This is a genomic window from Magnetovibrio sp. PR-2, from assembly GCF_036689815.1.
In the GTDB taxonomy this organism is placed as follows: Bacteria; Pseudomonadota; Alphaproteobacteria; order Rhodospirillales; family Magnetovibrionaceae; genus Magnetovibrio.
Map to the genome: position 1 here is coordinate 323,554 of NZ_JBAHUR010000003.1, position 21,564 is coordinate 345,117.

Consider the following 21,564-nt stretch of genomic DNA (forward strand, 5'->3'; position numbering starts at 1 on the left):
GTCCTGACCCTACTATACGTCGATGTCTTCCACGAATTGGGCGTGTTCTTGGATGTAGGCATAGCGCAATTCTGGCTTCTTGCCCATCAGACTTTCCACCAGACTTTCGGTGTCGTGCAGGTCGTCCCAATCTTCTCCGCCGTGGCCGGACGGCACGGTGACGCGCAATAGGGTGCGCTTGTCCGGGTTCATGGTTGTTTCCTTCAATTGCGCAGGGGGCATCTCACCCAAACCCTTAAAGCGGGAAATGTCGATTTTGCCGCGGCCCTTGAACTCGGTTTTCATCAATTCGTCTTTGTGTTCGTCATCCATGGCGTACAAGGATTTGGCCCCCTGAGAAATACGGTACAGCGGGGGCATGGCGATAAAAAGACTACCATTTTCAATAAGTTTTGGCATTTCTTTAAAGAAGAACGTCATCAATAAAGACGCGATGTGAGCGCCGTCTACGTCGGCATCGGTCATGATGATGATCTTTTCGTAACGCAGGGCGTCTTGGTCATAAACCTTGCGCGTGCCGCAGCCCAGGGCTTCGGTCAAATCGTTAAGCTCTTGGTTGGCTTTGAGCTTATCCAGCGTCGCAGAGGCCACGTTGAGGATTTTGCCGCGCAAGGGAAGAATGGCCTGGGTTTTGCGATTGCGCGCTTGTTTGGCGGAGCCGCCAGCGCTGTCACCCTCAACAATAAACAGCTCGGTACCCGCAGATGTGTTTTGGCTACAGTCGGCCAGTTTGCCGGGCAGGCGCAGTTTCTTCGTTGCGGACTTGCGTTTGGTTTCTTGTTCCAGGCGGCGGCGCGTGCGGATGTTGGCGCGTTCCACCGCGTTGTCCAACAAGATTTTCGCAATCTTCGGATCGGACGAAAGCCAGTGATCAAATCGGTCGCGCACCGCATTTTCGACTAGGCGAGCTGCCTCTGCAGTTGCCAGCTTATCTTTGGTTTGGCCTTGGAATTGCGGGTCAGAAATGAAGGCCGAGAGCATTACCGTGGCTCCGCCGATCATATCGTCCGCTGTGATTTTGCCGGCACGCTTATCACCGACCAATTCAGCATAAGCTTTGATGCCCTTGGTCAACGCCGAACGCAGGCCCGATTCATGGGTGCCGCCTTGGGGGGTGGGCACGGTATTACAGTATGAGTTTAAGAACCCATCTTCGTCGGTCGGCCACGCGACGGCCCATTCGACGCGGCCGGGGCCTTCGGGGAAGTTGGCTTGGCCGTCGAACGGCAAGGGGGTGACGGTGCGCCGTTCTTTGAGCAAGCTTGCCACATAGTCGCCCAGGCCGCCCGGGAAGTGCAGCTCAGCCTTTTGCGGGACGTCCTTGTCCTCTTTGTCCTTGAGCAGGCTTTCTTCACAGGTCCAGCGGATTTTGACGCCGCGGTACAGATACGCCTTGGAGCGAACCATACGAAACAATGTATGTGGGCGAAAATGGTTGCGGGTGCCGAAGATGTCGGTGTCGGGAACGAAGCTCACCGTGGTGCCGCGCCGGTTATTGACCGGGCCCAAATCTTCCAGTTTGGAGGTGGGCAGCCCGCGCGAATAGGTTTGACGGTAGAGCGTTTTGTCTTTGGCGACTTCGACGATGAGCTCGCTCGACAACGCATTGACGACGGAAGAGCCCACACCGTGCAGACCACCAGATGTCTCATACGCGCCGCCGCCGAACTTGCCGCCGGCGTGCAAGGTGGTGAAGATGACTTCCAAGGCGGACTTGTCTTTGAATTTGGGGTGGGCGTCGACGGGAATGCCGCGGCCGTTGTCTTTGACCACCAGACGGTTGCCGGGTTCTAACGCGACTTCAATGACCGACGCGTGGCCTGCGACCGCTTCGTCCATGGAGTTGTCCAGGATTTCCGCCGCCAAGTGATGATATGCGCGCTCATCCGTGCCGCCGATGTACATGCCGGGGCGCTTGCGGACGGGCTCCAAGCCTTCCAGAACCTCGATGTCGGCGGCTGTATAAGCATTCCCGCTTACGGACGCAGCAAGCTCCACTTTTTTCTTGGCAGCTTTTTTGGCCGCCGGTTTGGATTTGGCAGCGGATTTGGTTTTGGATTTGGCTTCGAACAAGTCGCTCATCTTTGGTCGGTATCTTTGAGAAAATTATGTGTTTGGAGATGGGATAGCAGTGTTATCCTAAATCTATCCTAAAACCTTTGGTATGGCTTTAGCTGCATCATAGGGTAGTTTTTCATCAATCAAAGCACAAAATATAGCTCTTTCCATCAATATTGCGTAGGCCGCTATGACCGAATCGACTGTTTCTTCTTCTGAACAACCGCGTGGTGAGCTTGCCATCCGCCAAGTTGCCATGCCGGCGAATTTGAATTCCGGCGGCAATGTCTTCGGCGGGTGGATTTTGGCCCAAATGGATTTGGCGGGCGGCATTACGGCCAACGACCATGCTCAGGGCCGGGTCGCAACGGTTGCCATCACGGCCATGGAGTTCCATTTGCCAGTGTTGTCGGGGGACGTGTTGTGCTGTTATGCCGACGTCACGGACAAAGGCAATACGTCCCTGACCATTCATGTTCAGGCGTGGGTCCATCGACGCACGGGCTCTAAATTGGAACAATTGAAGGTGACCGAGGGTGACTTTGTGTTTGTCGCGCTGAACGAAGACGGATCGAAACGCCAAGTCCCGAAACCCTAAAGGGGGAGGTTTCTCATGTCCAACCGTGTCCATTTGATCACCTTAGGGGTTAGCGACATGGCCCGCTCCCGGGCTTTCTATGAAGCGCTTGGGTGGGAGCGTGCGCCTTATGACTTAGATGAAGTGAGCTTTTATCAAGCCGGTGCCCAAGTTTTGGGCCTTTATCTGCAAGATATGCTCGACGCCGATACAGGGTTATCTGGTGCCAAGCCGGGCGGGATCACCTTGGCGATCAACCAAACTTGCCGCGAAGACGTCAATGAGATGCTGGCCAAGTTGGTCAATGCCGGGGGAAGCATTCTCGCCGAGCCTAAAGACATGCCTTGGGGCTACGTCGCATATGGGGCCGATCCGGACGGTCATCCGTGGGAGTTCAGCTATGTGCCTACACTGATCCCAAATGCGGATGGCGCCGTCATTTTGCCCGAAAGCCTTGACGCTTAAGAGCCTTCAGACCAATAGCGTGCGTGGGCTTGGCTCAATGCAAACTGCCAGGTGCAGTGCTGGGGCAGGGTCGGGTGCGTGCCCATGACGGCGTTCTGCGCCGATGTGCGCGCGTTGTCATGGGGCTGCGATGCGGTATGCAGACCCAAAGCGTCAGGTTGGGTGCAACGGCTAAAGGGGCGATGTGAATACGTCATTTTAGGCCACCATCAACAAAACATATGCAGCCGCAAACAGTGCGGTTACTGCCGTGATTTCACCCAGGATGCGTTCGAATTGGTTCATGCTGTTCATAACGAGTACTCCGTTCCGTGTTCTTCTGGTAGAGAACATAAAGAGAACAAACATACCCGTCAAGCAAAAAAGAACAAAAACAGAACACTTGTCCCAGAACCTTTGGGGAACAATAAATGTGTGTACCGATCAAAGGGCTCCATGCTTAAGTGGATCATGTTTAAAAACGTACACCCGGCTGTGCTTTTAACCTTGTCCGCCTTGTTTTGGGGCGGCAATTTTGTCGTTGGCCGTTGGGCGAGCACGGACATCCCGCCGCTGAACCTGACCTTTTGGCGGTGGCTGGTGGCGGGGCTCATTTTGTTGCCGTTTGTGGCTGTGCCCATTTGGCGCAACCGGGCCCTTTTGCAAAAGCATCTTTTGTTACTGATCGTCTTGGCCGTGACGGGCATGGTCATGTTTCACAGCTTCACCTATATCGCGCTGAACACCACGACCGCGATCAATGCCGCCGTCGTTTTGGCGAGCATGCCCATCGTTATCCCTGTGGTGTCGGTTTTCATCAGCGATGAACGCCTCAGCGCTCGACAAGCCCTTGGCATCGTCATTTCGGTTCTGGGCGTGGTCGTGATCGTGTCGCGCGGCTCATGGGACGTCTTGGTCAATTTAAGCTTTGCACCGGGAGATTTGTGGGTTTTGGCTTCGGTCGTTGCGTGGTCGGTGTATTCTGTGTTGCTGCGCCGCCTGCCCAAGGGGAAAGGCCAAGCCATTGCGCCCATGGTCATGTTGGGCGCTAGCATGTGGATCGCAATTTTGGTGCTGTTGCCGTTGTATTTGTGGGAATTTAGAGAGATTGGCGGATTTGAACTGAATCCTTCGAGTGCCTTGGTGATTGCTTACGTCGCCATTTTCGCCTCCATCGCCGCCTTTGTGTGTTGGAACGCAGGTGTTTTGCAGGTGGGGGCGAATAAGGCCGGGCTGTTTATTCATTTGATCCCGCTGTTTGCGTCCATCTTTTCCATCATCTTCTTGGGCGAAAGCTTAGAGACCTATCATTTCATCGGCATTGCGCCGATTATCGCCGGAATATTGCTGACGACGACGGCAAAAACAACCGCCGCACAGCCCGTGAAAGACGCCTGACACCATGTCCGTTCCACACTACAAAATGAACATCTTCATGCTGGCGACGGCCCAGGGCTTTTATCTGGTGTCTGGGGTCACGTACATCATGTTTGCAGGCCTTGTGGGTCAGATGTTGGCCGACAACAAGCTGTTGGCCACGCTGCCTGTGGCCATCATGACCATCGGCACGGCGTCGAGCACCATCCCCATGTCCATGTTGATGCGCCGCGTCGGGCGCAGGTTTGGATTTTTGATCGGGGCTTCAGCTGGCGTGGTGAGCGGCCTGATGGGGGCGTATGCCGTGTGGATCGGTGATTTTGTCCTGTTTTGTGCCGCCACATTGATCATGGGGATTTATCAGGCCTGCACCCAGTATTATCGCTTTGCTGCCATTGAAAGTGCGCCCATGACCTATGTCAGCCGGGCGGCCTCGTTTGTGCTGTTGGGTGGCGTGCTCTCGGCCTTAGTTGGGCCCAGTGTGGCGGTCTTTAGCCGCGATCTGTTGGATCCCGTCCCCTTTGCCGGTGGTTTCGCCATGGCGGCGGGGGTCAGTATTCTCGCCATGATACCGCTTTCGTTCGTGCGCATTCCGCGCCCCATGGAAGAGGCCAACCACGAAGGGGCGCGGCCTTTGCGCGTCATTATGCGCCAGCCCGTGTTCATTGCCGCCGTGCTCAATGCGGCCACCAGTTACGGTCTGATGGTGTTGGTGATGACCGCGACGCCTTTGGCGATGACGGCGTGCGGCTTTGAAATGCACGAAACCGGATCTGTTATTCAGTGGCACGTGTTGGCGATGTTTGTGCCGTCATTCTTTACGGGCAGCCTCATACACCGCTTTGGGTTGCTGACCATATTGTTCACAGGCATGGCGTTGTTCATCTTGAGCGCGATGTTCGCGGTGTCGGGCATCGGGTTCTTGAACTTCACAGGTGCGCTTGTCTTGCTGGGTGTGGCGTGGAACTTCCTGTTCGTCGGCGGCACGACGTTGCTGACCGAAGCCTATAAACCTTCCGAAAAAGCCAAGACCCAAGGCGTGAACGAATTCATTGTTTTTGCCTCCGCCGCGACCGGGTCTTTTTCGTCCGGCGGACTGTTTAACGTGTCGGGTTGGGATGCGGTCAACTACGGCATGGCGCCGTTTTTGGTCCTGACGTTCACGGCAACGCTTTGGTATGCTTACACAAAACGCAAGGAAGCGTGAGGCAATCATGGGCAAGCCGGGCCGTGACGTATTCTTGTTTTGATTGCATGTTCAGTCGTGGCTATACTCTGTATGTCTGAATGCTTGTATGGAGAGGCTGTAAAATGTATCCCACAAACAATGAGGTTTTAGACACCATTGTGGACTGCATTCACAATGGTCAGTTTCTGCGGGCTTATCATTTGTGGTCGTCTTATAACCAAGTTGAACACAACGCCTGTGAAAACTGCCTGTACAAACAAATGCGCGGATTTGAAGACTGCTGCATGTGTTTGGAAACAAAATTGCGCACCCTAAATCTGTACGAAGACAATCACTCTCCCTTTGGGCATTCGTTGTCTTTGCCCATTGAAAAATTGACTGCGCACAACAAACGCCATCCTTTGCAGTAATTTGGTATAAGACGCGACCAAAGAAAAAGCCCAGCTTTCACAGCTGGGCTTTTATCTTGGTTAGGTGAGGGGGGGGGCTTAGTTGCCAAACAGCCCTTTAACAGCACCGCCGATGGAATCGCCGGCCCCTTCAAGCTTTTTGCCGACTTCACCGCCAGCATCGCCGAGGTTTTCAGCAGCCCCTTTGACCGCGTCGGTGGCCGCTTTGCCAACTTCAGCCGCTTTGCCGGAGATATCGGACAAGCCCAGTTGCGACAGGTCCACACCGCTGGCAGCCCCGCCGGCTTTGTCGGTGATGGCGCTGATCAGCTGTTCGACCACTTCTGCGGGGCTTGCGCCACCGTCGGGATCGTCTTTGCCGATGTCGGTCAGGTGAATGTCAGGCAGCGGCGTGGTCAACGTTTTGCCCTCGAACAAGGTGGCGGAAACGTTCACTTTGCCGTTTTTGATGTAGAAGTTGTTGATGATGACCTTCGGGCCTTCTTCTTCACCAGCTGCGCCGGAAGCTTCGGCTTTCTCTTCAGAGGCCCCTTTGTCTTCTGGACCGCTCATGGCTTTGACGAAGTTATCGACGTTTTCTTGGATTTTCGAAATGTTCGACCCACCAGAGCCGATTTCGTAAGTCACTTCCGGACCGTTGACCATGATTTCTTCAACCACGACCACATCTGGGGACCAATCTTCATGAAGTTTGACGCTGATTTCGCCCAGTTTGATGGCGCTGTCGGTTTTAAAACCTGCGGGGTTGCCGACCGTAAGTCCGCGCATACCGGCGCTTTTTTCACCCAGTTCGATGTCGACAGCATCCAAGGTGACGTTCACCTGGGTTGCGCGCGAACCGTGTTCTTCAACGGCGGCTTTTACCAAATCACCGGCATTGGAGGCCACGTATACAACGCCGCCGACGACGGCAACGATCAAAACAGCGATGCCGATTAAAATTTTCTTCAACATATAAATGACCCTTTCAGACCACAAGAATGACGCTTAGTGGAGAGTATGCACCCGTTGGTATATGGCTGCAATAACAGTGCGTTGCAATGATCAAATTCTTGAATTTTTCTGCACTGCACACCATATCTGATTTATGCAAATGAGACGCAAAAAATTGGTGGGGCGTCTCGAAAATTTAACGTCTTTATGTGACACTTGTTAAGTTAGATTCGTAAGAAAAGGTGACCTCCCCATGAATACCCGAGCCTTTAATCCCACTGGCGACCGTGAAATTGCGGGCGTTTTGTTGGCCGGTGGCCAATCCAACCGTTTTGGCGACGGTGACAAATGTCTTCAAGAGCTCGACGGCAAAACCCTATTGGAGCGTGCTGCCTTGAACGCGGCACCGCAAGTGGGTTCGTTGATGCTCAACATCAATGGAGATCCGGACCGCTTCCCGGAAATGGGACTTCCCATCATCAGTGACAACATCCCAGGCCATGCAGGCCCCTTGGCCGGTGTTTTGAGCGCCATGGAATGTGTCGTCAACCACGCCCCGCAAGCCCGTTGGATCGCGACGTTCGCCACCGACACGCCGTTCTTGCCGCCCAACTGGGTTGCTCGCGTTCGTGCCGCCATTACGCGTGAAGGTGCTGAAATGGGTACCGTGTCGTCCAATGGGCAAATGCATCCGGTGATCGGTGTGTGGCCGGTCGAAATGCGCTATGAACTGCGCAAGGCTATGTTGGACCAAGGTGTGCGCAAAGTTGACGCCTGGACGGGCCAATTCAAAGTCGCAAAGGTCGACTTTGAAACCGAAGGCAAGGACCCGTTTTTCAACATCAATACCGCAGATGATTTAAGCCAAGCCGCAAGCTTGATTTAGAGCGCATACATTCCTACTCTCTTATAATAGGGAATCGTAATAGGAATAGTGATGCGCGTGCTCCATATCGAGGACGAACATGCTCACCATGAGCATACCAAACGGCTCTTGGCTGAGATTTATGGTTCAAAACTCGACATGCATTGGGCGGACACCTTTGATTTTGGTGTCCGCGCCATTCAACAAGGCAATGAATACGACTTGGTGCTGTTGGACTATGACTTGTCCGACGGGCACGACGCGACGGAAGTCCTGCGAGACGTCGATGCCGCCAACTTAAACGTTCCGTTCATTGTCATCAGTGCATTGGATGCTTTAGACTTCGATGTCGAAGCCTTGCGCTATGGCGCAGATGATTATTTGCTCAAAGGCCACTTCACGGCCAAGGACTTAAAGCGCGCCATTACCTTTGCAACGTACCGCAAAGACAAAATGTCGTCGCTGAGCAAGATGGCGTTTTATGACCGCGTGTCCACGCTGCCCAATCGTCAGTATCTAACCGAATACACTGAGAAGTCCATCCACATCTCGACGCGTGTCGGGCGGTTCGTTGGGGTGTTCTATATCGACGTTGATGACTTGGACGGCATCAACAAAGCCCACGGCACGGAATGCGGCGATCAAGTCCTGAAAGTTTTTGGGGACCGCATTCAGCAAATCTTGCGCAAAACCGATACGACGGTGCGTGCGGGCGGGGATGAATTTATCGCCGTTTCGCCCGGCATCACCCGCATGGAACACGTCGAAGACTTGATGTCGAAACTGCGCGCCAAGTTGACGGGGAACATTGTCTATAAAGACAGCCGGGTCAAGATCGGGTGCTCCATCGGCAGTGCGATGATCCCCGGCGATACCGATAATTTGGACGACGCCATCAAACTGGCCTACAAATCCATGCGCGCAGATCAAGAAAAGCGCACGTCTTAAGCAACAGGCAGGTTGTGTTGATCCGCGTCGTGCCGTTTTAGACGGCGCTTTCGGGCGGGAAGCTTAGACGCACGCTGGTTCCCAAATCCGGCTGCGAGCGGATCAACATCTCGCCGCCGTGCAGTTCCATAATCTTGCGTGTCAAATTGAGACCAAGCCCCGTGCCTTTTGTTTGGCGGGTGTAGGCCGTGCCATCAACTTGGCCAAACGGTTTTTGTGCCAGTTGGACTTCTGCATGGCTCATGCCGATGCCTGTATCCTCGATGACCAATGTATGTCCTGCATCATCACAATCGTTGTAGATACGGATGTGGCCTTTGTCGGTGAATTTGATGCTATTGCCGATGATGTTGAAGAGCGCTTGTTTGACGCGCAAAGGGTCAATGCGCAAGGTATGAGTATGGTGTGAATCGTTGATGATCTCGATGTCTTTGCCGACCAGATGAGATTTCAAGGTCAGCAAAACGTCATCCAAGAGGGTCTTGATGGGAACCTCTTCAATCTCAAGCACCATTTCGCCCGCTTCAATTTTCGACATGTCGAGGATTTGATTGATGGTTTCCAACAAATGCATGCCGCTGGACATCACCAGTCCGGAATATTCCTTATACTGGTCGGGCAGCGGGCCGAAGGTTTCCAGGTTGATCATTTCGGAAAAGCCGATAACGGAATTCAGCGGCGTTCTGAGCTCGTGGCTCATATTGGCTAAAAATTCTGATTTGGCTTGATTGGCGGCTTCGGCCTGGATCTTCGCATTATACAAGTCTTCTTGGCGTCTGAGGTACATCCACAACAACACGGACAGCATCGCTGAGACGAGCAATGTTAAAATGGACACCCCCCAGTTCAATCCAAGACCTGCGGACGGGGCGAACGGTGTCGGGGCGAGCGATAGCGTCCAGGTGCGGTCCCAAACTTTGAAAGTTTGGCGAACGGTGTAGTCGGTTTGGTCCGTTGCATCTTGGCTGAGGTAAACACTTTGATCGCCGGATGACACTTGAAACGGCCCAATATTGTTTAAGGTGTCGGAAACGGCATCCTCAATCACAATGGATGTGCGAAAGACCGCTGTTACCACGCCATCGAATTGACCGTCCTTTTTTACGGGGAAATAGCCGACAAAGCCGGTGAAACCTTGAAACAACTTCAAGGGCGGCGTCACCAATGGCTCCAGGCTTTCGGAAACTTGTTGAAACACTTTCGCCGCAGGCGGGATGCTCAGGACGTTTTTGCCCTTGGTGTTGGGATTGGTTTGTTCGGGCACGACCCATTCAATCACCCCAGACGGCGCGACATAATTGGTGGCTTGAAAGCCCTTAAAGAGGTTTTGAAAACTCAAAACTTCAGAGGTGAAGTTTTCTTGGGTGTACGTGGTTTGAGAATCCCATTTTTGGGAAACCAATTCGACGACCCGAAACCGGTTCTCAAAAAACTCTTCCAGCCGCAACGCAGCTTGTTCGGCAATGACGCGTGTTTTTTCGAATTGCTGTTCTGCCTGAGTTTGTGTGACGTAGCGATCTGCGACCCACAAAAACGAACCCAACACTAAAAACAATGCAAGTGGAGCTGCGTATTGAATAACGGCCCGAATGTTGGGAGACATTGCCCGAAGGGATCCCTAGATAAGAATTAATGAAACTGAAGTATACGATCATAATGAACGGAAAGCAAAAAGGGCGGCCTCAAGAGCCGCCCTTTGCCGTTTTTGCTCGACCGCTTAGCGATCGATGTTGATTTTCAACATTTCTTCGCCGTCTTCACCGCTCAAGTGTACAGCACACGCGATGCACGGATCGAAACTGTGAATGGTGCGCAGGATTTCCAAGGGTTGATCCGGAACCGCCAAGTTGTGGCCTTGCAGGGCGGCTTCGTAAGGGCCGGATTGACCGTGGTGATCGCGCGGACCGGCGTTCCAGGTGGTGGGAACGATGGCTTGGTAGTTGGCGATCTTTTGGTCTTCGATAACAATCCAGTGACCCAAGGCCCCACGCGGAGCTTCCATGTAACCCGCACCTTGGCATTTTTTCGGCCAGGTTTTGGGATCCCACAGTTCTTCGTTGTGGGTTTTGGTGTCGCCACTTTGAATGTTGGCGAGCAGTTCCTTGTACCAACCGCGCATGAAGTCCAAGTAGATCTTGGTTTCCAATGTGCGTGCGGCCGTACGACCCAAGGTCGAGAACAAGGCCGTCACTGGAACGTCCAGTTTGTTGAGCGTCATGTCCACCAGTTCCTTGGCGTGTGCATTACCGGTTCCGTACATCATCAGCATGCGTGACAGGGGCCCCACTTCCATGGGCTTGCCGTTCCAACGCGGAGACTTCAGCCAGGAATATTTCTGCTCCACATTCAGCTGATCGTAGGGCGGGTTGGGGCCGGTGAAGTTCAGGTTGGTTTCACCTTTGTAGGGGTGAAGACCGATGCCTTCAGCCTTGCCGGAATAATCGTACCAAGCGTGATCGACGTATTCCTGGATTTCGCTTTCATTGTCCAAATCCACGTCATGGATAGTGGACAGGTCGCGGTTCAAGATGACACCGCGTGGCACCTTGAATGTGGACGGATCGAACGTGTCCCCAGTCGGGTAGTCACCATAGGTCATGAAGTTGCCGACACCTTCACCTTTGGCACCCCAGTCTTTATAGAAGCTGGCGATGGCAAGCGTGTCGGGCAGGTAGGCCTGATCGACGAAGGCTTCCATTTTGGAGATGACGTCCGAAATCTTCGCCAGCTGTTCCATGTTGATGGCACTGTCGGAGTTCGGATCCAGCGGGCTGGCCACACCACCGACGAGGAAGTTCGGGTGTGGGTTTTTGCCGCCGAAGATGGTGTGCAGTTGCACCACATCACGCTGCCATTCAAGTGCATCGAGATAGTGGGCCACCGCCATTAAGTTAGCTTCGGGCGGAAGCTTGTATTCAGGGTGTCCCCAATATCCGTTGGCGAAGATACCCAGCTGACCCTGTTCAACGAAGGTTTTGAGCTTTTTCTTCACATCCGAGAAATACCCCGGCGATGATTTTGGATAGTTGGACAAGCTCGACGCCAAGTCCGCGGTGGCTTTGGGATCAGCGCTCAGCGCAGACACCACGTCCACCCAGTCCAGCGCATGCAAGTGATAGAAGTGCATCACGTGATCGTGCACGTATTGAGCCGCGATCATCAGGTTGCGGATCAGCTGTGCATTGGGCGGGATTTTATAGCCCAACGCATCTTCAACCGCGCGCACGGACGCCATGCCGTGCACCAGGGTGCACACACCACAGATACGTTGCGCAAAGGCCCAAGCATCACGCGGGTCACGGCCTTGCAAGATCAGTTCGATCCCGCGCACCATGGTGCCCGAAGAGTACGCTTCGGCGATTGTGTTGTCCTGCATCTGGGCCTCGATACGCAAGTGCCCTTCGATGCGGGTAATCGGGTCAACGACCAGTCGTTTATTCATTGTTCAATTCCCCTAGCTCTAAGCATCTGCGTCATCGAGATATTCGGCAACCAAGTCGGTCAGTTGAATGACCTCTTCTTCGATGTCGAATTCTTCGAACACGTTGTCCAATGTGTGGTGGCAATAGGCGCACATGGTCACGATGGCGTCGGGCTCGACCTTGTCGAACTGCGCCTTCTTGAACTTGAACGCCGCGTGGCGAAGCTGTTCGGCACGTTCGTTCGAACCGACACCGCCGCCACCGCCACAACACCAGTTCATGGTGCCTGCGTCTTCGCATTCGACGAAGTTGCTTGTGACCATGTTCATCAGGTTGCGCGGCTCTTTATTGATGCCGCCACGACGGTTGATCTGACACGGATCGTGGAAGGTGAGACGGCGATCGTCCTTGCCCTTGGTTTTCAGCTTGCCTTGGGCACGCAGGTTGTCCAACAGCTCGATGATGTGGATCACCTCGAAACCATAGGTGCGACCGATCAGGTTCGGACCTTCCCAACGCAAAGCTTGATAGGCATGGCCGCATTCGGGGCTGATGACGCCTTTGACTTTCAGGCGTTCGGCAGCTTCGACCACACGCAAGACCAAGTTACGTGCCACGTCGCGGTTGCCCAGTTGGATGCCGACGTTTGTGGCTTCGAAGGCAGACATGGAAATGGTCCAAGTCACCCCCGCTTTTTTGAAAATGCGCGCCATGGAGCCGATGACTTCCGGGAACTCGGCAATTTCTTGGGCCGAGAAGATCGCCATGTAGTCCGCACCTTCTTTGTCGAATTCAATGGGAATGCCCGTTTCGGCCACAGCGGCTTTGACTTGAGCTTCCAAGGCTTTCGACAAATCACCCATGGGGCTGTTGCCGTCGGTATGACGTTCCGCCGCACCGATCAGTTCGACCGGGGCGTGGCCTGCAGCCGACATGCCTTCGCGCATTTTGCGGATCATCATGGTGATGTCGTTGCCGACCGGACAAACCATGGAACAGCGTCCGCACATGGTGCAGCTGTCATAGACCAAGGTTTCCCAGCCTTTCAGATCATCATCCGTCACCGGTTTGACCAAGCCCACCATACCGGCCAAGCGGCCCAGCAGGGTGAATTCACGCGACCAGATGCGGCGCATCAAGTCGAGCTTTTTGATCGGCGTGTATTTCGGATCTTCGGTGGCGCGGTAGAAGATGCACGATTCCGCGCACAAGCCACAGCTCACACAGCTGGAAAAGAAGCTGGCAACCGGGGCATCGATTTGTTCGCGCAGCGCATTGAGGCCGCGGGTCAATGTTGCGGTCATGATTCAGCTCCTTTGCGGCCTTGGATGGTGCCGTTGTAATACCGTGCCATCACGAACGTGAAGGCATGCATCAACTTGGTAAACGGGAAGGCGACCAGCAGAAGATCAACACTGAGAACGTGCAGCGCCATCATCAAGGTCGGATCGCCGAACAGTTTGTTGACGGCCACATATCCCGTGATCAAGGGCAGGGCGCTCAAGATCAGCACAACATAGTCATCGAACGTGGTGATGGCTTTGCGCACAGGATCGGTCATGCGTGAATAAAACAGCGCGATGATGGCTAGCAAGGCTAAAGCCGTCGAGCTTTCCACGATCACACGACCTGCGCCCGGCCAAGAGATGCCGAACGCATCCGTAAATAGAGCGATGTGCGGGGCGAAGAAGAAGAACGCGATGAAAAATCCCAAGTGGAAAATGTAGCCGCCGATGTATGTGATCGGCGCATACTTCACCAAGCCTTCACGTGGGAAGGTGCGGGTGAAGATGGTTTTGATACCTTGGGCGACGGGCTGGCCTTTTGGTGCAGCCAAATCTTTTTTGCGGCCCAAGATAATGATTTCCACAAGGCGCAACACAACGCCACCGAGGAAGATGATAAGCGCGATGTCGAACCCAGGTCCGCGCGCCCACATCAAGAGATCAAATGCTTCGTTGTTCATGACGATTTCTCCAGATCATGAGCATCCACAGTTTCGTGGGCTTTGGCTGCTTTGGCCTTGCCGGATTTGGCCAGCATGGCGCTTGCCGCACCAAGAGCCGCACCACCTGCGACGGCAGCGACACCGGCTTTGCGATAATCGCCTGACGGAACGGACAGCGGTTTGTAGAAGCCGCCGTTGTCCCAAAAGTCCGGCTCTGTGCAGCCCAAACACGGGTGGCCGGCTTCGATGGGGAAGCTGACGCCGTTGTTCCACTTGACCGTTGCACACGCACTTTTGGTGGTCGGGCCTTTGCAGCCGAGCTTGTACAAGCACCAGCCTTCTTTGGCACCTTCGTCGTCAAAGCCTTCTGCGAACAGACCTTTGTCGTAAAACGGTCGGCGATAGCAGCGATCGTGGATGGCATTGCCGAAGAACGCTTTGGGACGGCCCAATTCATCGAGTTCAGGAATACCGAAGGACAAGAAGTGCGCCAACACACCAGTCATGACCACCGGGATAGGCGGGCAGCCGGGCACGTTGATGATCGGCTTGTCCTTAATAATGTCGGTGACAGCAACCGCACCCGTGGGGTTCGGTTTGGCATGGCCGACACCGCCGTAGGCCGCGCACGTGCCCATGGACACGATGGCGGCAGCACCTTCAGCGGTTTGCTTGAGCATGTCTAAGTTCGAGATGCCTGCGATACACGAAAACCCGGGATCTTTGATCGGGATCGACCCGTCGACCACGACCAGGTACTTGCCCCAGTGCTCTTTCATCGCATGCTCGCGTGCCTCTTCGGCAGCATGGCCGGATGCGGCTTGCAAGGTGTGGTGGTAGTCCAGCGATACCGCATTGAAGATGAGATCTTCAATGCTGGGAGAATGAGAGCGGGTGATGGATTCCGTACACCCGGTACATTCTTGAAAGGAAAGCCAGATGACGGACGGGCGCGCTGCACTTTCCAGTGCTTCTGCAACGCGCGGGGCCAGGGCAGGGGATAAAGCCATTAAAGACGTCAGTGACGCGCAGTACTTCATAAATGCGCGACGGCTGATGCCGTGGGTCTTCATCATGTCTGCCAACTTAGGGGTGGTCTCCATTAGTCGGGTTCTCCCTTCAGTCTTTTGTGTTCAATTCAGAAATGCGTTCCGCCAACTCGCGAACGCCACGTTCGGCGTCTTCGGGCTGCGTTTTCAAAATCTGCGGAATAAACGTGATTTCGATGAAACGGGATTGATATTCGCCGTTTTCATCAAAATGTTCGATCCGCCACACACCCGGTATGGCGGTTTCGTGAATGCGGCTTTCGCCCAAAACAGTGAGCACACAGCTGACTTCGCCCGTGCCCAGAATGTCGTTAAAGATGCGCTCGTCACCCGTCGCAAACGGCATCGCGCCCAGATCGATGGTGGTTTCTTGCCCCGTTTCGATCAGCGCGGTTAAAGCGTGTAGAATTTCATTTAAAAGAGGCGGAGCGTTCCCCGTTTCTACAAACGATAGGATCTCATCCATCTCAGCAGACGTATTTGATTGCGGTATTTTGCAATCCATCGGCGAATTCCCCCTCAACCGATTAGAAACCTTCAAATTTATAACACGATAAACGAAGCTATCTAATGTTACAAGGTTTAACAATTTTGTAACGTAAATTATACCGCGTTGCACAAATTAGTACAACACTAATATGCTAATTTATTTTTTATTCCAGCGACTTATAAGTGAAATAATAGAGTCCGCCACTTGGGGAAGGGCAGCTTCCACAGCTGGGGTCAGGGTTTCGCCGACCCGCAGGTCTTTGGGCTGGATGCCAATCAGGGCACGTTTTTGTGGCACAGCAGAGCGCAAGCGCAGCCCGTCCATGATGTCGTCCAAGCCGATGTCATGCGGGCTACGCCCACGGGTGCGCAGGAAATGATCCATTTCGTTGCCTTCAAAGACTTGCACGGTGCCAACGGGCTGTTGAAGCTGTGCGGCGTCGATGATGATCAGAGCGCCTGCGTCTTCCATATCCACCATCAAGGTCATACCCATGGTGCCACCGTCCATAAGCTTGACGTCTTGGGTCGGGAATTCAGGGTGGGTTTTGAGGGTTTCGAGCGCCCGCACACCGACGGCTTCATCCGTCAACAAGATGTTGCCCAGGCCTAAGACCAAAATTTCTGAATTGGTGGAGTCGTGACTTGTATCCATATGGCGAAGCATACATAGTTCGATCTCCAAAACCAGTGAAAACGATGTGACACCCAAACGATGACTTCAGGTCCCAAACATATCCTCGGCGTGATTGGTTTTAGCGGAAACGGCAAAACCACACTGCTGAGCAATCTGATTCCCGAGCTGATTAAGCGCGGAAAGACGGTGTCGACGATGAAGCACACGCATCATAAATTTGACATGGATAAACCAGGCAAGGACAGTTATCGCCACAGAGAGGCCGGGGCGAAGGAAGTTCTGCTGACCTCAAACAACCGTTGGGTATTGTTGCATGAACTGCGTGAAGACCCTGCATTTGATATGGAAACGTTGATCGCCAAGATGTCATCGGTGGATATCTTGTTGATCGAGGGGTTCAAGTCACATCCTTATGCCAAGCTGGAAGTTCACAGGCCTTCTACAGGCAAAGCGCTCTTGGCGTCCAAAGACGACACGATCATCGGCGTTGCGACGGATGAGCAGATTGATGGGTTGGCCACACCGCAAATCGATTTAAATGACGTCGGGCAGGTGGCCGACTTCATCATCGCGCACATTTCTTTGGACGCTTAGCTCCAAACACCCATATTCAGGCGATTTTCGATTTCGTTGAGAACGCCATACCACGAATTTTCGCGGCAGGCCTCCAACGCGCCATCGACGCCTAAGTGTTGAACCAAGTTGTCGGCCAGAGCGGTTAGCTGATTGGCGACATCGTCCACATGTTTCAGGTAGTACCTCATTCTCAGGTCTCCTTCGTCCAGTGCCCCGATCATTCTTGATCGATACGGGCATATGTTAACAGTCAAACCTTTCCAGGTTATTAAGGTTATCTTCAATATCTCAAGTCTAGACGGTCTGAGCGAATCTGCAGTGACGGTCATCACATACAAATTCTTTACGCTTAGGCCTTCATACTCTTCATTCGCACGGAAAGGAGCGTGGTCATGAAGTTGGATACAGACAGCCCAGAATTTTGGAATCGCGTTGAACGCGAGATGCGCAACACCGACCCAAATGCATTTGTCCTCTTCAATCTATTGCTTAAGGCGGGGATATATCTGGCTTTGTTTACGGCTGCCTATCTTGTTCTTTACAATGTTCTTGAACCTCCAAGAGGCTTTTTTGTCACCCCCTTCGAAATCGCCGTGCATCCTTTTTTTTGGGGTATCTTCGGTGTCATTTTAATCGTGACCGGTGCCATCTTACGCTATCGCGCAATGGGTCCGGCGATGGAGAGGGTGCGGGCTAAAAGTTATTAACACACTTAAGTTTGTGTGTATTATATTTAAATAACAAAAAAATGTGTTTTTATAAATTGACAGCCATACTTCTTGTGTGTTTTATGGGTGTCACAGGATGATCATCCCTGGGTGCATTTATATGTGTCGAATTGATCCGCGGTGATTTGAGGGGGCAGCTTGCGACCGCGTGAACAAATCAAAGCTAAAGCGCCGCGGAAAGGCACCGCGGGTCCAAAATGATCAAAGGCGGTTGAGATGTTGAACACACGTACACCTTTCCAAATGCCCCAGGGGGACATCAAGGAGCATCCGATGAACTTTCTGTCTTCATCCTTACCGTCGATGTGCAGCGCAGCGTAACCGCACGCTTTAAATCGCGACCAATCACAAATTCACAGCATTTCGCAGGCTTCAAGGCCTGACGAGAAGGGTTTCTGTGCCCTTAAATCAAGGATGTAAGACCATGACACACCAACGCGCCAATACAGCCCAGAGCACGGATTGGGCGGATTTCTCGGAACAAACCCTGTCCTCCGTCGACGATATTTCAGAGTTTCGCAAAGGCATTTCCAGCTACATTGCAGGCGATTGGCATGACGACCGGTGGAAGACGTTCCGTCTGCGCTTTGGCATTTATGAGCAGCGCCAAGCGGGTGAGCATATGATGCGCATCAAGCAGCCGGGTGGACGCTTAAGCTTTGCCCAAGCGCGCACCATTGCCCGGGCCAACGCAGCCCATGGGGGTGGCGACGTGCACATCACCACGCGCCAAGGTATCCAGCTGTATTTCATTGCGTTGAAGAATCTGACCCCGCTGATTGAGGGGCTCAACTTAGGCGGTGTCAGCACACGTGAAGCGTCCGGCAATACGTTCCGCGCCGTCACGGCCTGCCCCAAAGCCGGGTTTTGCGGGGCAGAGTTAACCGACGCTGCAACTGCGGCCGATCAGTTGGCGCGTGCCTGGTTGCGCCATCCATTGACCCAGCACATGCCGCGCAAGTTCAAAACGACGGTTTCGGGCTGCGAGCAAGATTGCGGTCTCAGCACCATTGACGATTTGGGTTTTATTGCGACGGATAGGGACAGTGAACAAGGTTTCCGTGTCACCGTCGGCGGCGGGTTGGGCACCCATCCAACCAAGTCTATAGACGTGTTCGACTTCGTCACCGAAGACGCACTGCCTGCGGTTCAAGAAGCCGTGGCGCGCGTGCATGTGGCCCATTCCAGCCGGATCAACAAAAACAAGGCCCGCACCAAGTTCTTGGTCAAACGCTTTGGCGCGGAGGAATTCGTTCGCTTGGTCAAAGAGCAGTTCAACGCCATTCGCGATTTTGAACGTCGCCAATGGGCAGAGCTGGATTGGTCACAAGCGCGAGACGCGGGTGATTTGCGCTTGCGCGGGGCCATCGACCAGCCCAACGGCGGCGTTGCCGTCGGTGTTGAAGTGCCCTTAGGCTGGCTGACGTCGGGTCAGTTGGAACAATTGGCCGACTTGGCAGAAAAGGCCGGAGCCGATGAACTGCGCCTCACACGCGATCAAAACATTGTCGTTGTGGGTCTAGACAAAGCCGCCGTTGAGCCCTTCATCGATAACGTTAAAAACATTGGTTTGGATGCCAGTGGGCGCAAACATGCCATGGACAATCTGGTGTCCTGCCCCGGCACCTATACCTGCGCCATCGGCATTACCGACAGCCATTCCCTGGCTGAAAGCTTGCTGGATGCGGAACCCGAATTTGCCGGTTTGCCGGCTGTGAAGCTGCGCATCTCCGGCTGCCATAACTCTTGCGGTCATCACCATATTGCCGACATTGGTTTGCATGGTGTGGCGAAGAAAATTTCCGGCAAACCGGCGCCGCACTACCAAGTCCACTTGGGCGGTACGGCGGAACAACACGGCATCTTAGGTCCCGTGTTCCCCGCTGCTCATGCCAAAAAGGCTATTCGCTTGCTTTTGGAAGGCTACAAAGTGGGACGGATGGACAACGAAACGGTACGCGCTTGGGCAGAACGCTTGGGCAAAGAAGGCATCGAACGCTTATTGGCTCCGGTCCTGACCAACCTAGAGGCTAAAGCAGAACAATTGCGCTTTGACATCGGTGACGACAAAATCTTTGTTCCGCCAGCCACAGCTACGGGAGAATGCGCAGCAGGCGCGGTCGTCGCGGAACATTTGTCCGATCTCGCCCGTGTGGCGCGCCAAGACATTGTGCGTGCCGAACAGGTTGGTAACCGGGAACAAGCCTTGATCCATGTGGATGAAGCCTTGAAGTTGCCCGCGCAACGTTTGTTGGTCATATCCGGCGGAAATGAAGACCAGACCTTGGACGCGTTGATCGCCCACATTCGGGACCAATGGTCCCATGACGAAGGCTTACTCTCAGCTTTGAACGAAGCTATAAGCGCCAAAGACGCTGCACAGCAGGGCAAGGAACCGGCTACGGCCAGTTCCACGCTCAGGGGGTGGGCCAAAGCCGTCGACCACGAGGTCGAGCGCATATTGAGCGCCATTCCGGGCTTTTTAGCGGGAGCTGCACAATGAAACGGGACCTGTTGAACAGCCAGATCCAAGACTGGCGCAAGCTTGACGGTAAAGACGTTTTGTATGCTGTCTTGAACAATGAGGCCAACGCTGGTGTCGCGGTGTCATCCTCATTCGGCGCAGAGTCGGCGGTTTTGCTGAGTTTGGTGGCCGAAATCGATCCCTCAACACCGATTCTCACTGTCGATACCGGAAAGTTGTTTGTTGAAACGTTAAGATATCGTGAAGAGTTGGTGGACCACTTAGGGCTAACGAACGTTCAAATCGAAACCAGTCCGTCTGGATTTGTGAACAGCTCTGACCCGGATGGGGATCTTCATCTCTCCAACCCGGACCTGTGCTGCCAGGTGCGCAAAGTCATGCCCCATGCCCTTGCGGCGGCGAACTACGACATCTTAATCACCGGGCGTAAACGCCACCATGGTGGTGGCCGGGCTGCGTTGCCAACGGCCAATGTTGAAGGTCAGCACATCAAGATCAATCCGCTTGCGACGTGGAGCCAGGATCAAATTGAGGCTCACTTTGAAGCGAAGGGCTTGCCGCGCCATCCTTTGGTGGCCGAAGGCTTTCTTTCTATCGGTTGTGAGACGTGTACGCGTCGAACTAGTAGCCATGAAGCCCCCCGAGCAGGCCGGTGGGCTGGGCAGAACAAAACAGAATGCGGCCTGCACATGTCTATGAACGACACTGGGGCCACTGGGGCCAATGACAGTTATCAATTCGAACTTACGGAGTACGGCCAATGAGCCAAAACAACATCAAATCTGAACGCGCTCAAGAAGCCTTGGCGCGCAACATCTACATCGTTGACCACCGCGTTGATTCCAAAGACCAATGGCAACGCACCGGGCACAAAGGCGGCGTGTTGTGGCTGACGGGGCTTTCTGGCTCCGGCAAAAGCACCGTTGGACTTGGCCTTGAACAAGCCCTGCACCAATTGGGCTATCAAGCATATGTGTTGGATGGCGACAACGTGCGTGCGGGTCTGAACAAGGACTTGGGCTTTTCACCCCAAGATCGCAGCGAAAACATCCGCCGCATCGCCGAGGTTGCGGCCTTGTTCGCGCAGTCCGGTACCTTGGTCGTGACGGCCTTTATTTCGCCTTACCAAGAAGACCGCGACTTGGCCCGTGAGGTCATCGGCGAAGGCTTTCACGAAATCCACGTCGACGCCAGCTTGGACGTGTGCGAAAGCCGCGATCCTAAGGGGCTCTACAAACGTGCGCGGGCAGGGGAGATTCCGGAATTCACGGGCATCTCCGCACCCTACGAAGCGCCCAAAAAGGCTGAATTGGTTTTGAATACGGGTGAGCTGGATATCGAACAGTCCGTACACAAACTGCTGGACCACATCGAAGACAACTTCACACTGGACGATAATCGCTTGCGTGTTGTCGCTTAATGTCAAACA

General features: G+C 53.9%; 23 protein-coding genes and 1 riboswitch. Of the genes, 12 read left to right on the forward strand and 11 right to left on the reverse strand.

Features of this window, described 5'->3' with window-relative positions; translation table 11 throughout:
* Positions 1-12: 12 nt before the first annotated feature.
* Positions 13-2,082 (reverse strand): DNA topoisomerase IV subunit B, encoded by a 2,070-nt coding sequence (gene parE / locus V5T82_RS06425; protein WP_332894784.1) that lies wholly within the window; start codon positions 2,080-2,082, stop codon positions 13-15.
* Positions 2,083-2,248: 166 nt separating this feature from the next.
* Between parE and V5T82_RS06430 the strand changes: the two genes are divergently transcribed.
* A complete protein-coding gene (locus V5T82_RS06430) occupies positions 2,249-2,656 on the forward strand; it encodes an acyl-CoA thioesterase (RefSeq protein ID WP_332894785.1) in 408 nt (135 codons plus the stop codon).
* A gap of 15 nt (positions 2,657-2,671) precedes the next feature.
* Positions 2,672-3,100: a VOC family protein gene (locus V5T82_RS06435; protein ID WP_332894786.1), complete on the forward strand. Its 429-nt coding sequence runs from the start codon at positions 2,672-2,674 to the stop codon at positions 3,098-3,100.
* Here the strand turns inward: V5T82_RS06435 and V5T82_RS06440 are convergent.
* Positions 3,097-3,297 (reverse strand): hypothetical protein, encoded by a 201-nt coding sequence (locus V5T82_RS06440; protein WP_332894787.1) that lies wholly within the window; start codon positions 3,295-3,297, stop codon positions 3,097-3,099. The genes V5T82_RS06435 and V5T82_RS06440 overlap by 4 nt on opposite strands.
* Positions 3,298-3,535: 238 nt before the next feature.
* Here V5T82_RS06440 and V5T82_RS06445 point away from each other — a divergent pair, with 238 nt between their 5' ends.
* From V5T82_RS06445 to V5T82_RS06455, 3 genes are all read left to right on the forward strand, one after another.
* Positions 3,536-4,477, forward strand: coding sequence for a DMT family transporter (locus tag V5T82_RS06445; protein ID WP_332894788.1), 942 nt, complete (start codon positions 3,536-3,538; stop codon positions 4,475-4,477).
* 4 nt (positions 4,478-4,481) lie between these two features.
* Positions 4,482-5,663 (forward strand): MFS transporter, encoded by a 1,182-nt coding sequence (locus V5T82_RS06450; RefSeq protein ID WP_332894789.1) that lies wholly within the window; start codon positions 4,482-4,484, stop codon positions 5,661-5,663.
* A 104-nt stretch (positions 5,664-5,767) separates the two neighbouring features.
* The gene (locus tag V5T82_RS06455; RefSeq protein ID WP_332894790.1) at positions 5,768-6,055 is read left to right on the forward strand and encodes a hypothetical protein; all 288 of its coding nucleotides are present in this window, start codon (positions 5,768-5,770) and stop codon (positions 6,053-6,055) included.
* Positions 6,056-6,133: 78 nt separating this feature from the next.
* Here V5T82_RS06455 and V5T82_RS06460 read toward each other — a convergent pair whose 3' ends face one another.
* On the reverse strand, positions 6,134-7,009 hold the full coding sequence (locus V5T82_RS06460; RefSeq protein WP_332894791.1) for an AsmA family protein: 876 nt from the start codon (positions 7,007-7,009) through the stop codon (positions 6,134-6,136).
* A 232-nt stretch (positions 7,010-7,241) separates the two neighbouring features.
* Between V5T82_RS06460 and mobA the strand changes: the two genes are divergently transcribed.
* Complete coding sequence (mobA, locus tag V5T82_RS06465; RefSeq protein ID WP_332894792.1) at positions 7,242-7,874, forward strand: molybdenum cofactor guanylyltransferase MobA; 633 nt, start codon at positions 7,242-7,244, stop codon at positions 7,872-7,874.
* Between the two features lie 51 nt (positions 7,875-7,925).
* Positions 7,926-8,801, forward strand: coding sequence for a diguanylate cyclase domain-containing protein (locus tag V5T82_RS06470; RefSeq protein ID WP_332894793.1), 876 nt, complete (start codon positions 7,926-7,928; stop codon positions 8,799-8,801).
* Between the two features lie 37 nt (positions 8,802-8,838).
* Here the strand turns inward: V5T82_RS06470 and V5T82_RS06475 are convergent, their stop codons facing one another.
* The 7 genes from V5T82_RS06475 to V5T82_RS06505 all read right to left on the reverse strand — a co-directional run bounded on the left by V5T82_RS06475 (position 8,839) and on the right by V5T82_RS06505 (position 16,364).
* Positions 8,839-10,404, reverse strand: coding sequence for a sensor histidine kinase (locus tag V5T82_RS06475; RefSeq protein ID WP_332894794.1), 1,566 nt, complete (start codon positions 10,402-10,404; stop codon positions 8,839-8,841).
* A 114-nt stretch (positions 10,405-10,518) separates the two neighbouring features.
* Positions 10,519-12,243 carry a nickel-dependent hydrogenase large subunit gene (locus tag V5T82_RS06480; RefSeq protein WP_332894795.1) on the reverse strand — a complete coding sequence of 575 codons (1,725 nt, stop codon included), beginning with the start codon at positions 12,241-12,243 and terminating at the stop codon, positions 10,519-10,521.
* 18 nt (positions 12,244-12,261) lie between these two features.
* A complete protein-coding gene (locus V5T82_RS06485) occupies positions 12,262-13,527 on the reverse strand; it encodes a (Fe-S)-binding protein (protein ID WP_332894796.1) in 1,266 nt (421 codons plus the stop codon).
* Complete coding sequence (locus tag V5T82_RS06490; RefSeq protein WP_332894797.1) at positions 13,524-14,189, reverse strand: hypothetical protein; 666 nt, start codon at positions 14,187-14,189, stop codon at positions 13,524-13,526. Before V5T82_RS06490 ends, V5T82_RS06485 begins: the two co-directional genes overlap by 4 nt.
* The gene (locus V5T82_RS06495) at positions 14,186-15,274 is read right to left on the reverse strand and encodes a hydrogenase small subunit (protein WP_332894798.1); all 1,089 of its coding nucleotides are present in this window, start codon (positions 15,272-15,274) and stop codon (positions 14,186-14,188) included. Before V5T82_RS06495 ends, V5T82_RS06490 begins: the two co-directional genes overlap by 4 nt.
* Positions 15,275-15,290: 16 nt before the next feature.
* A complete protein-coding gene (locus V5T82_RS06500; RefSeq protein ID WP_332894799.1) occupies positions 15,291-15,725 on the reverse strand; it encodes a hydrogenase expression/formation C-terminal domain-containing protein in 435 nt (144 codons plus the stop codon).
* A gap of 141 nt (positions 15,726-15,866) precedes the next feature.
* Complete coding sequence (locus tag V5T82_RS06505) at positions 15,867-16,364, reverse strand: HyaD/HybD family hydrogenase maturation endopeptidase (protein WP_332894800.1); 498 nt, start codon at positions 16,362-16,364, stop codon at positions 15,867-15,869.
* A gap of 60 nt (positions 16,365-16,424) precedes the next feature.
* Here V5T82_RS06505 and mobB point away from each other — a divergent pair, with 60 nt between their 5' ends.
* Positions 16,425-16,940 carry a molybdopterin-guanine dinucleotide biosynthesis protein B gene (mobB, locus tag V5T82_RS06510; RefSeq protein WP_332894801.1) on the forward strand — a complete coding sequence of 172 codons (516 nt, stop codon included), beginning with the start codon at positions 16,425-16,427 and terminating at the stop codon, positions 16,938-16,940.
* On the opposite strand, the gene V5T82_RS06515 is transcribed toward mobB, so the two are convergent.
* Positions 16,937-17,110, reverse strand: a complete 174-nt coding sequence (locus V5T82_RS06515) for a hypothetical protein (RefSeq protein WP_332894802.1) — start codon at positions 17,108-17,110, stop codon at positions 16,937-16,939. The two genes, mobB and V5T82_RS06515, sit on opposite strands and share 4 nt — an antisense overlap.
* Before the next feature lie 204 nt (positions 17,111-17,314).
* Here V5T82_RS06515 and V5T82_RS06520 point away from each other — a divergent pair, with 204 nt between their 5' ends.
* The 4 genes from V5T82_RS06520 (at position 17,315) to cysC (ending at position 21,555) form a co-directional block, all read left to right on the forward strand.
* Positions 17,315-17,629 (forward strand): hypothetical protein, encoded by a 315-nt coding sequence (locus V5T82_RS06520; protein ID WP_332894803.1) that lies wholly within the window; start codon positions 17,315-17,317, stop codon positions 17,627-17,629.
* Between the two features lie 128 nt (positions 17,630-17,757).
* A riboswitch (SAM riboswitch) is annotated at positions 17,758-17,837 on the forward strand.
* A 237-nt stretch (positions 17,838-18,074) separates the two neighbouring features.
* Complete coding sequence (locus V5T82_RS06525; protein ID WP_332894804.1) at positions 18,075-20,153, forward strand: nitrite/sulfite reductase; 2,079 nt, start codon at positions 18,075-18,077, stop codon at positions 20,151-20,153.
* Positions 20,150-20,899 (forward strand): phosphoadenylyl-sulfate reductase, encoded by a 750-nt coding sequence (locus V5T82_RS06530; protein ID WP_332894805.1) that lies wholly within the window; start codon positions 20,150-20,152, stop codon positions 20,897-20,899. The genes V5T82_RS06525 and V5T82_RS06530 overlap by 4 nt, the downstream gene beginning before the upstream one ends.
* On the forward strand, positions 20,896-21,555 hold the full coding sequence (cysC, locus tag V5T82_RS06535; protein WP_442917339.1) for an adenylyl-sulfate kinase: 660 nt from the start codon (positions 20,896-20,898) through the stop codon (positions 21,553-21,555). The genes V5T82_RS06530 and cysC overlap by 4 nt, the downstream gene beginning before the upstream one ends.
* Positions 21,556-21,564 lie beyond the last annotated feature (9 nt).

Bases quoted from the DNA above. Each gene is read 5' to 3' on its own strand.
- V5T82_RS06490 (WP_332894797.1), bottom strand. From the start codon at position 14,189: ATGAACAACGAAGCATTTGATCTCTTGATGTGGGCGCGCGGACCTGGG.
- V5T82_RS06480 (WP_332894795.1), bottom strand. From the start codon at position 12,243: ATGAATAAACGACTGGTCGTTGACCCGATTACCCGCATCGAAGGGCAC.
- V5T82_RS06470 (WP_332894793.1), top strand. From the start codon at position 7,926: ATGCGCGTGCTCCATATCGAGGACGAACATGCTCACCATGAGCATACC.
- V5T82_RS06430 (WP_332894785.1), top strand. From the start codon at position 2,249: ATGACCGAATCGACTGTTTCTTCTTCTGAACAACCGCGTGGTGAGCTT.
- V5T82_RS06530 (WP_332894805.1), top strand. From the start codon at position 20,150: ATGAAACGGGACCTGTTGAACAGCCAGATCCAAGACTGGCGCAAGCTT.
- V5T82_RS06500 (WP_332894799.1), bottom strand. From the start codon at position 15,725: ATGGATTGCAAAATACCGCAATCAAATACGTCTGCTGAGATGGATGAG.
- V5T82_RS06525 (WP_332894804.1), top strand. From the start codon at position 18,075: ATGACACACCAACGCGCCAATACAGCCCAGAGCACGGATTGGGCGGAT.
- V5T82_RS06445 (WP_332894788.1), top strand. From the start codon at position 3,536: ATGCTTAAGTGGATCATGTTTAAAAACGTACACCCGGCTGTGCTTTTA.
- V5T82_RS06495 (WP_332894798.1), bottom strand. From the start codon at position 15,274: ATGGAGACCACCCCTAAGTTGGCAGACATGATGAAGACCCACGGCATC.
- V5T82_RS06475 (WP_332894794.1), bottom strand. From the start codon at position 10,404: ATGTCTCCCAACATTCGGGCCGTTATTCAATACGCAGCTCCACTTGCA.
- V5T82_RS06520 (WP_332894803.1), top strand. From the start codon at position 17,315: ATGAAGTTGGATACAGACAGCCCAGAATTTTGGAATCGCGTTGAACGC.
- parE (WP_332894784.1), bottom strand. From the start codon at position 2,082: ATGAGCGACTTGTTCGAAGCCAAATCCAAAACCAAATCCGCTGCCAAA.
- mobA (WP_332894792.1), top strand. From the start codon at position 7,242: ATGAATACCCGAGCCTTTAATCCCACTGGCGACCGTGAAATTGCGGGC.
- V5T82_RS06455 (WP_332894790.1), top strand. From the start codon at position 5,768: ATGTATCCCACAAACAATGAGGTTTTAGACACCATTGTGGACTGCATT.
- V5T82_RS06515 (WP_332894802.1), bottom strand. From the start codon at position 17,110: ATGAGGTACTACCTGAAACATGTGGACGATGTCGCCAATCAGCTAACC.
- cysC (WP_442917339.1), top strand. From the start codon at position 20,896: ATGAGCCAAAACAACATCAAATCTGAACGCGCTCAAGAAGCCTTGGCG.
- V5T82_RS06460 (WP_332894791.1), bottom strand. From the start codon at position 7,009: ATGTTGAAGAAAATTTTAATCGGCATCGCTGTTTTGATCGTTGCCGTC.
- V5T82_RS06450 (WP_332894789.1), top strand. From the start codon at position 4,482: ATGTCCGTTCCACACTACAAAATGAACATCTTCATGCTGGCGACGGCC.
- V5T82_RS06440 (WP_332894787.1), bottom strand. From the start codon at position 3,297: ATGACGTATTCACATCGCCCCTTTAGCCGTTGCACCCAACCTGACGCT.
- V5T82_RS06505 (WP_332894800.1), bottom strand. From the start codon at position 16,364: ATGGATACAAGTCACGACTCCACCAATTCAGAAATTTTGGTCTTAGGC.
- V5T82_RS06435 (WP_332894786.1), top strand. From the start codon at position 2,672: ATGTCCAACCGTGTCCATTTGATCACCTTAGGGGTTAGCGACATGGCC.
- mobB (WP_332894801.1), top strand. From the start codon at position 16,425: ATGACTTCAGGTCCCAAACATATCCTCGGCGTGATTGGTTTTAGCGGA.
- V5T82_RS06485 (WP_332894796.1), bottom strand. From the start codon at position 13,527: ATGACCGCAACATTGACCCGCGGCCTCAATGCGCTGCGCGAACAAATC.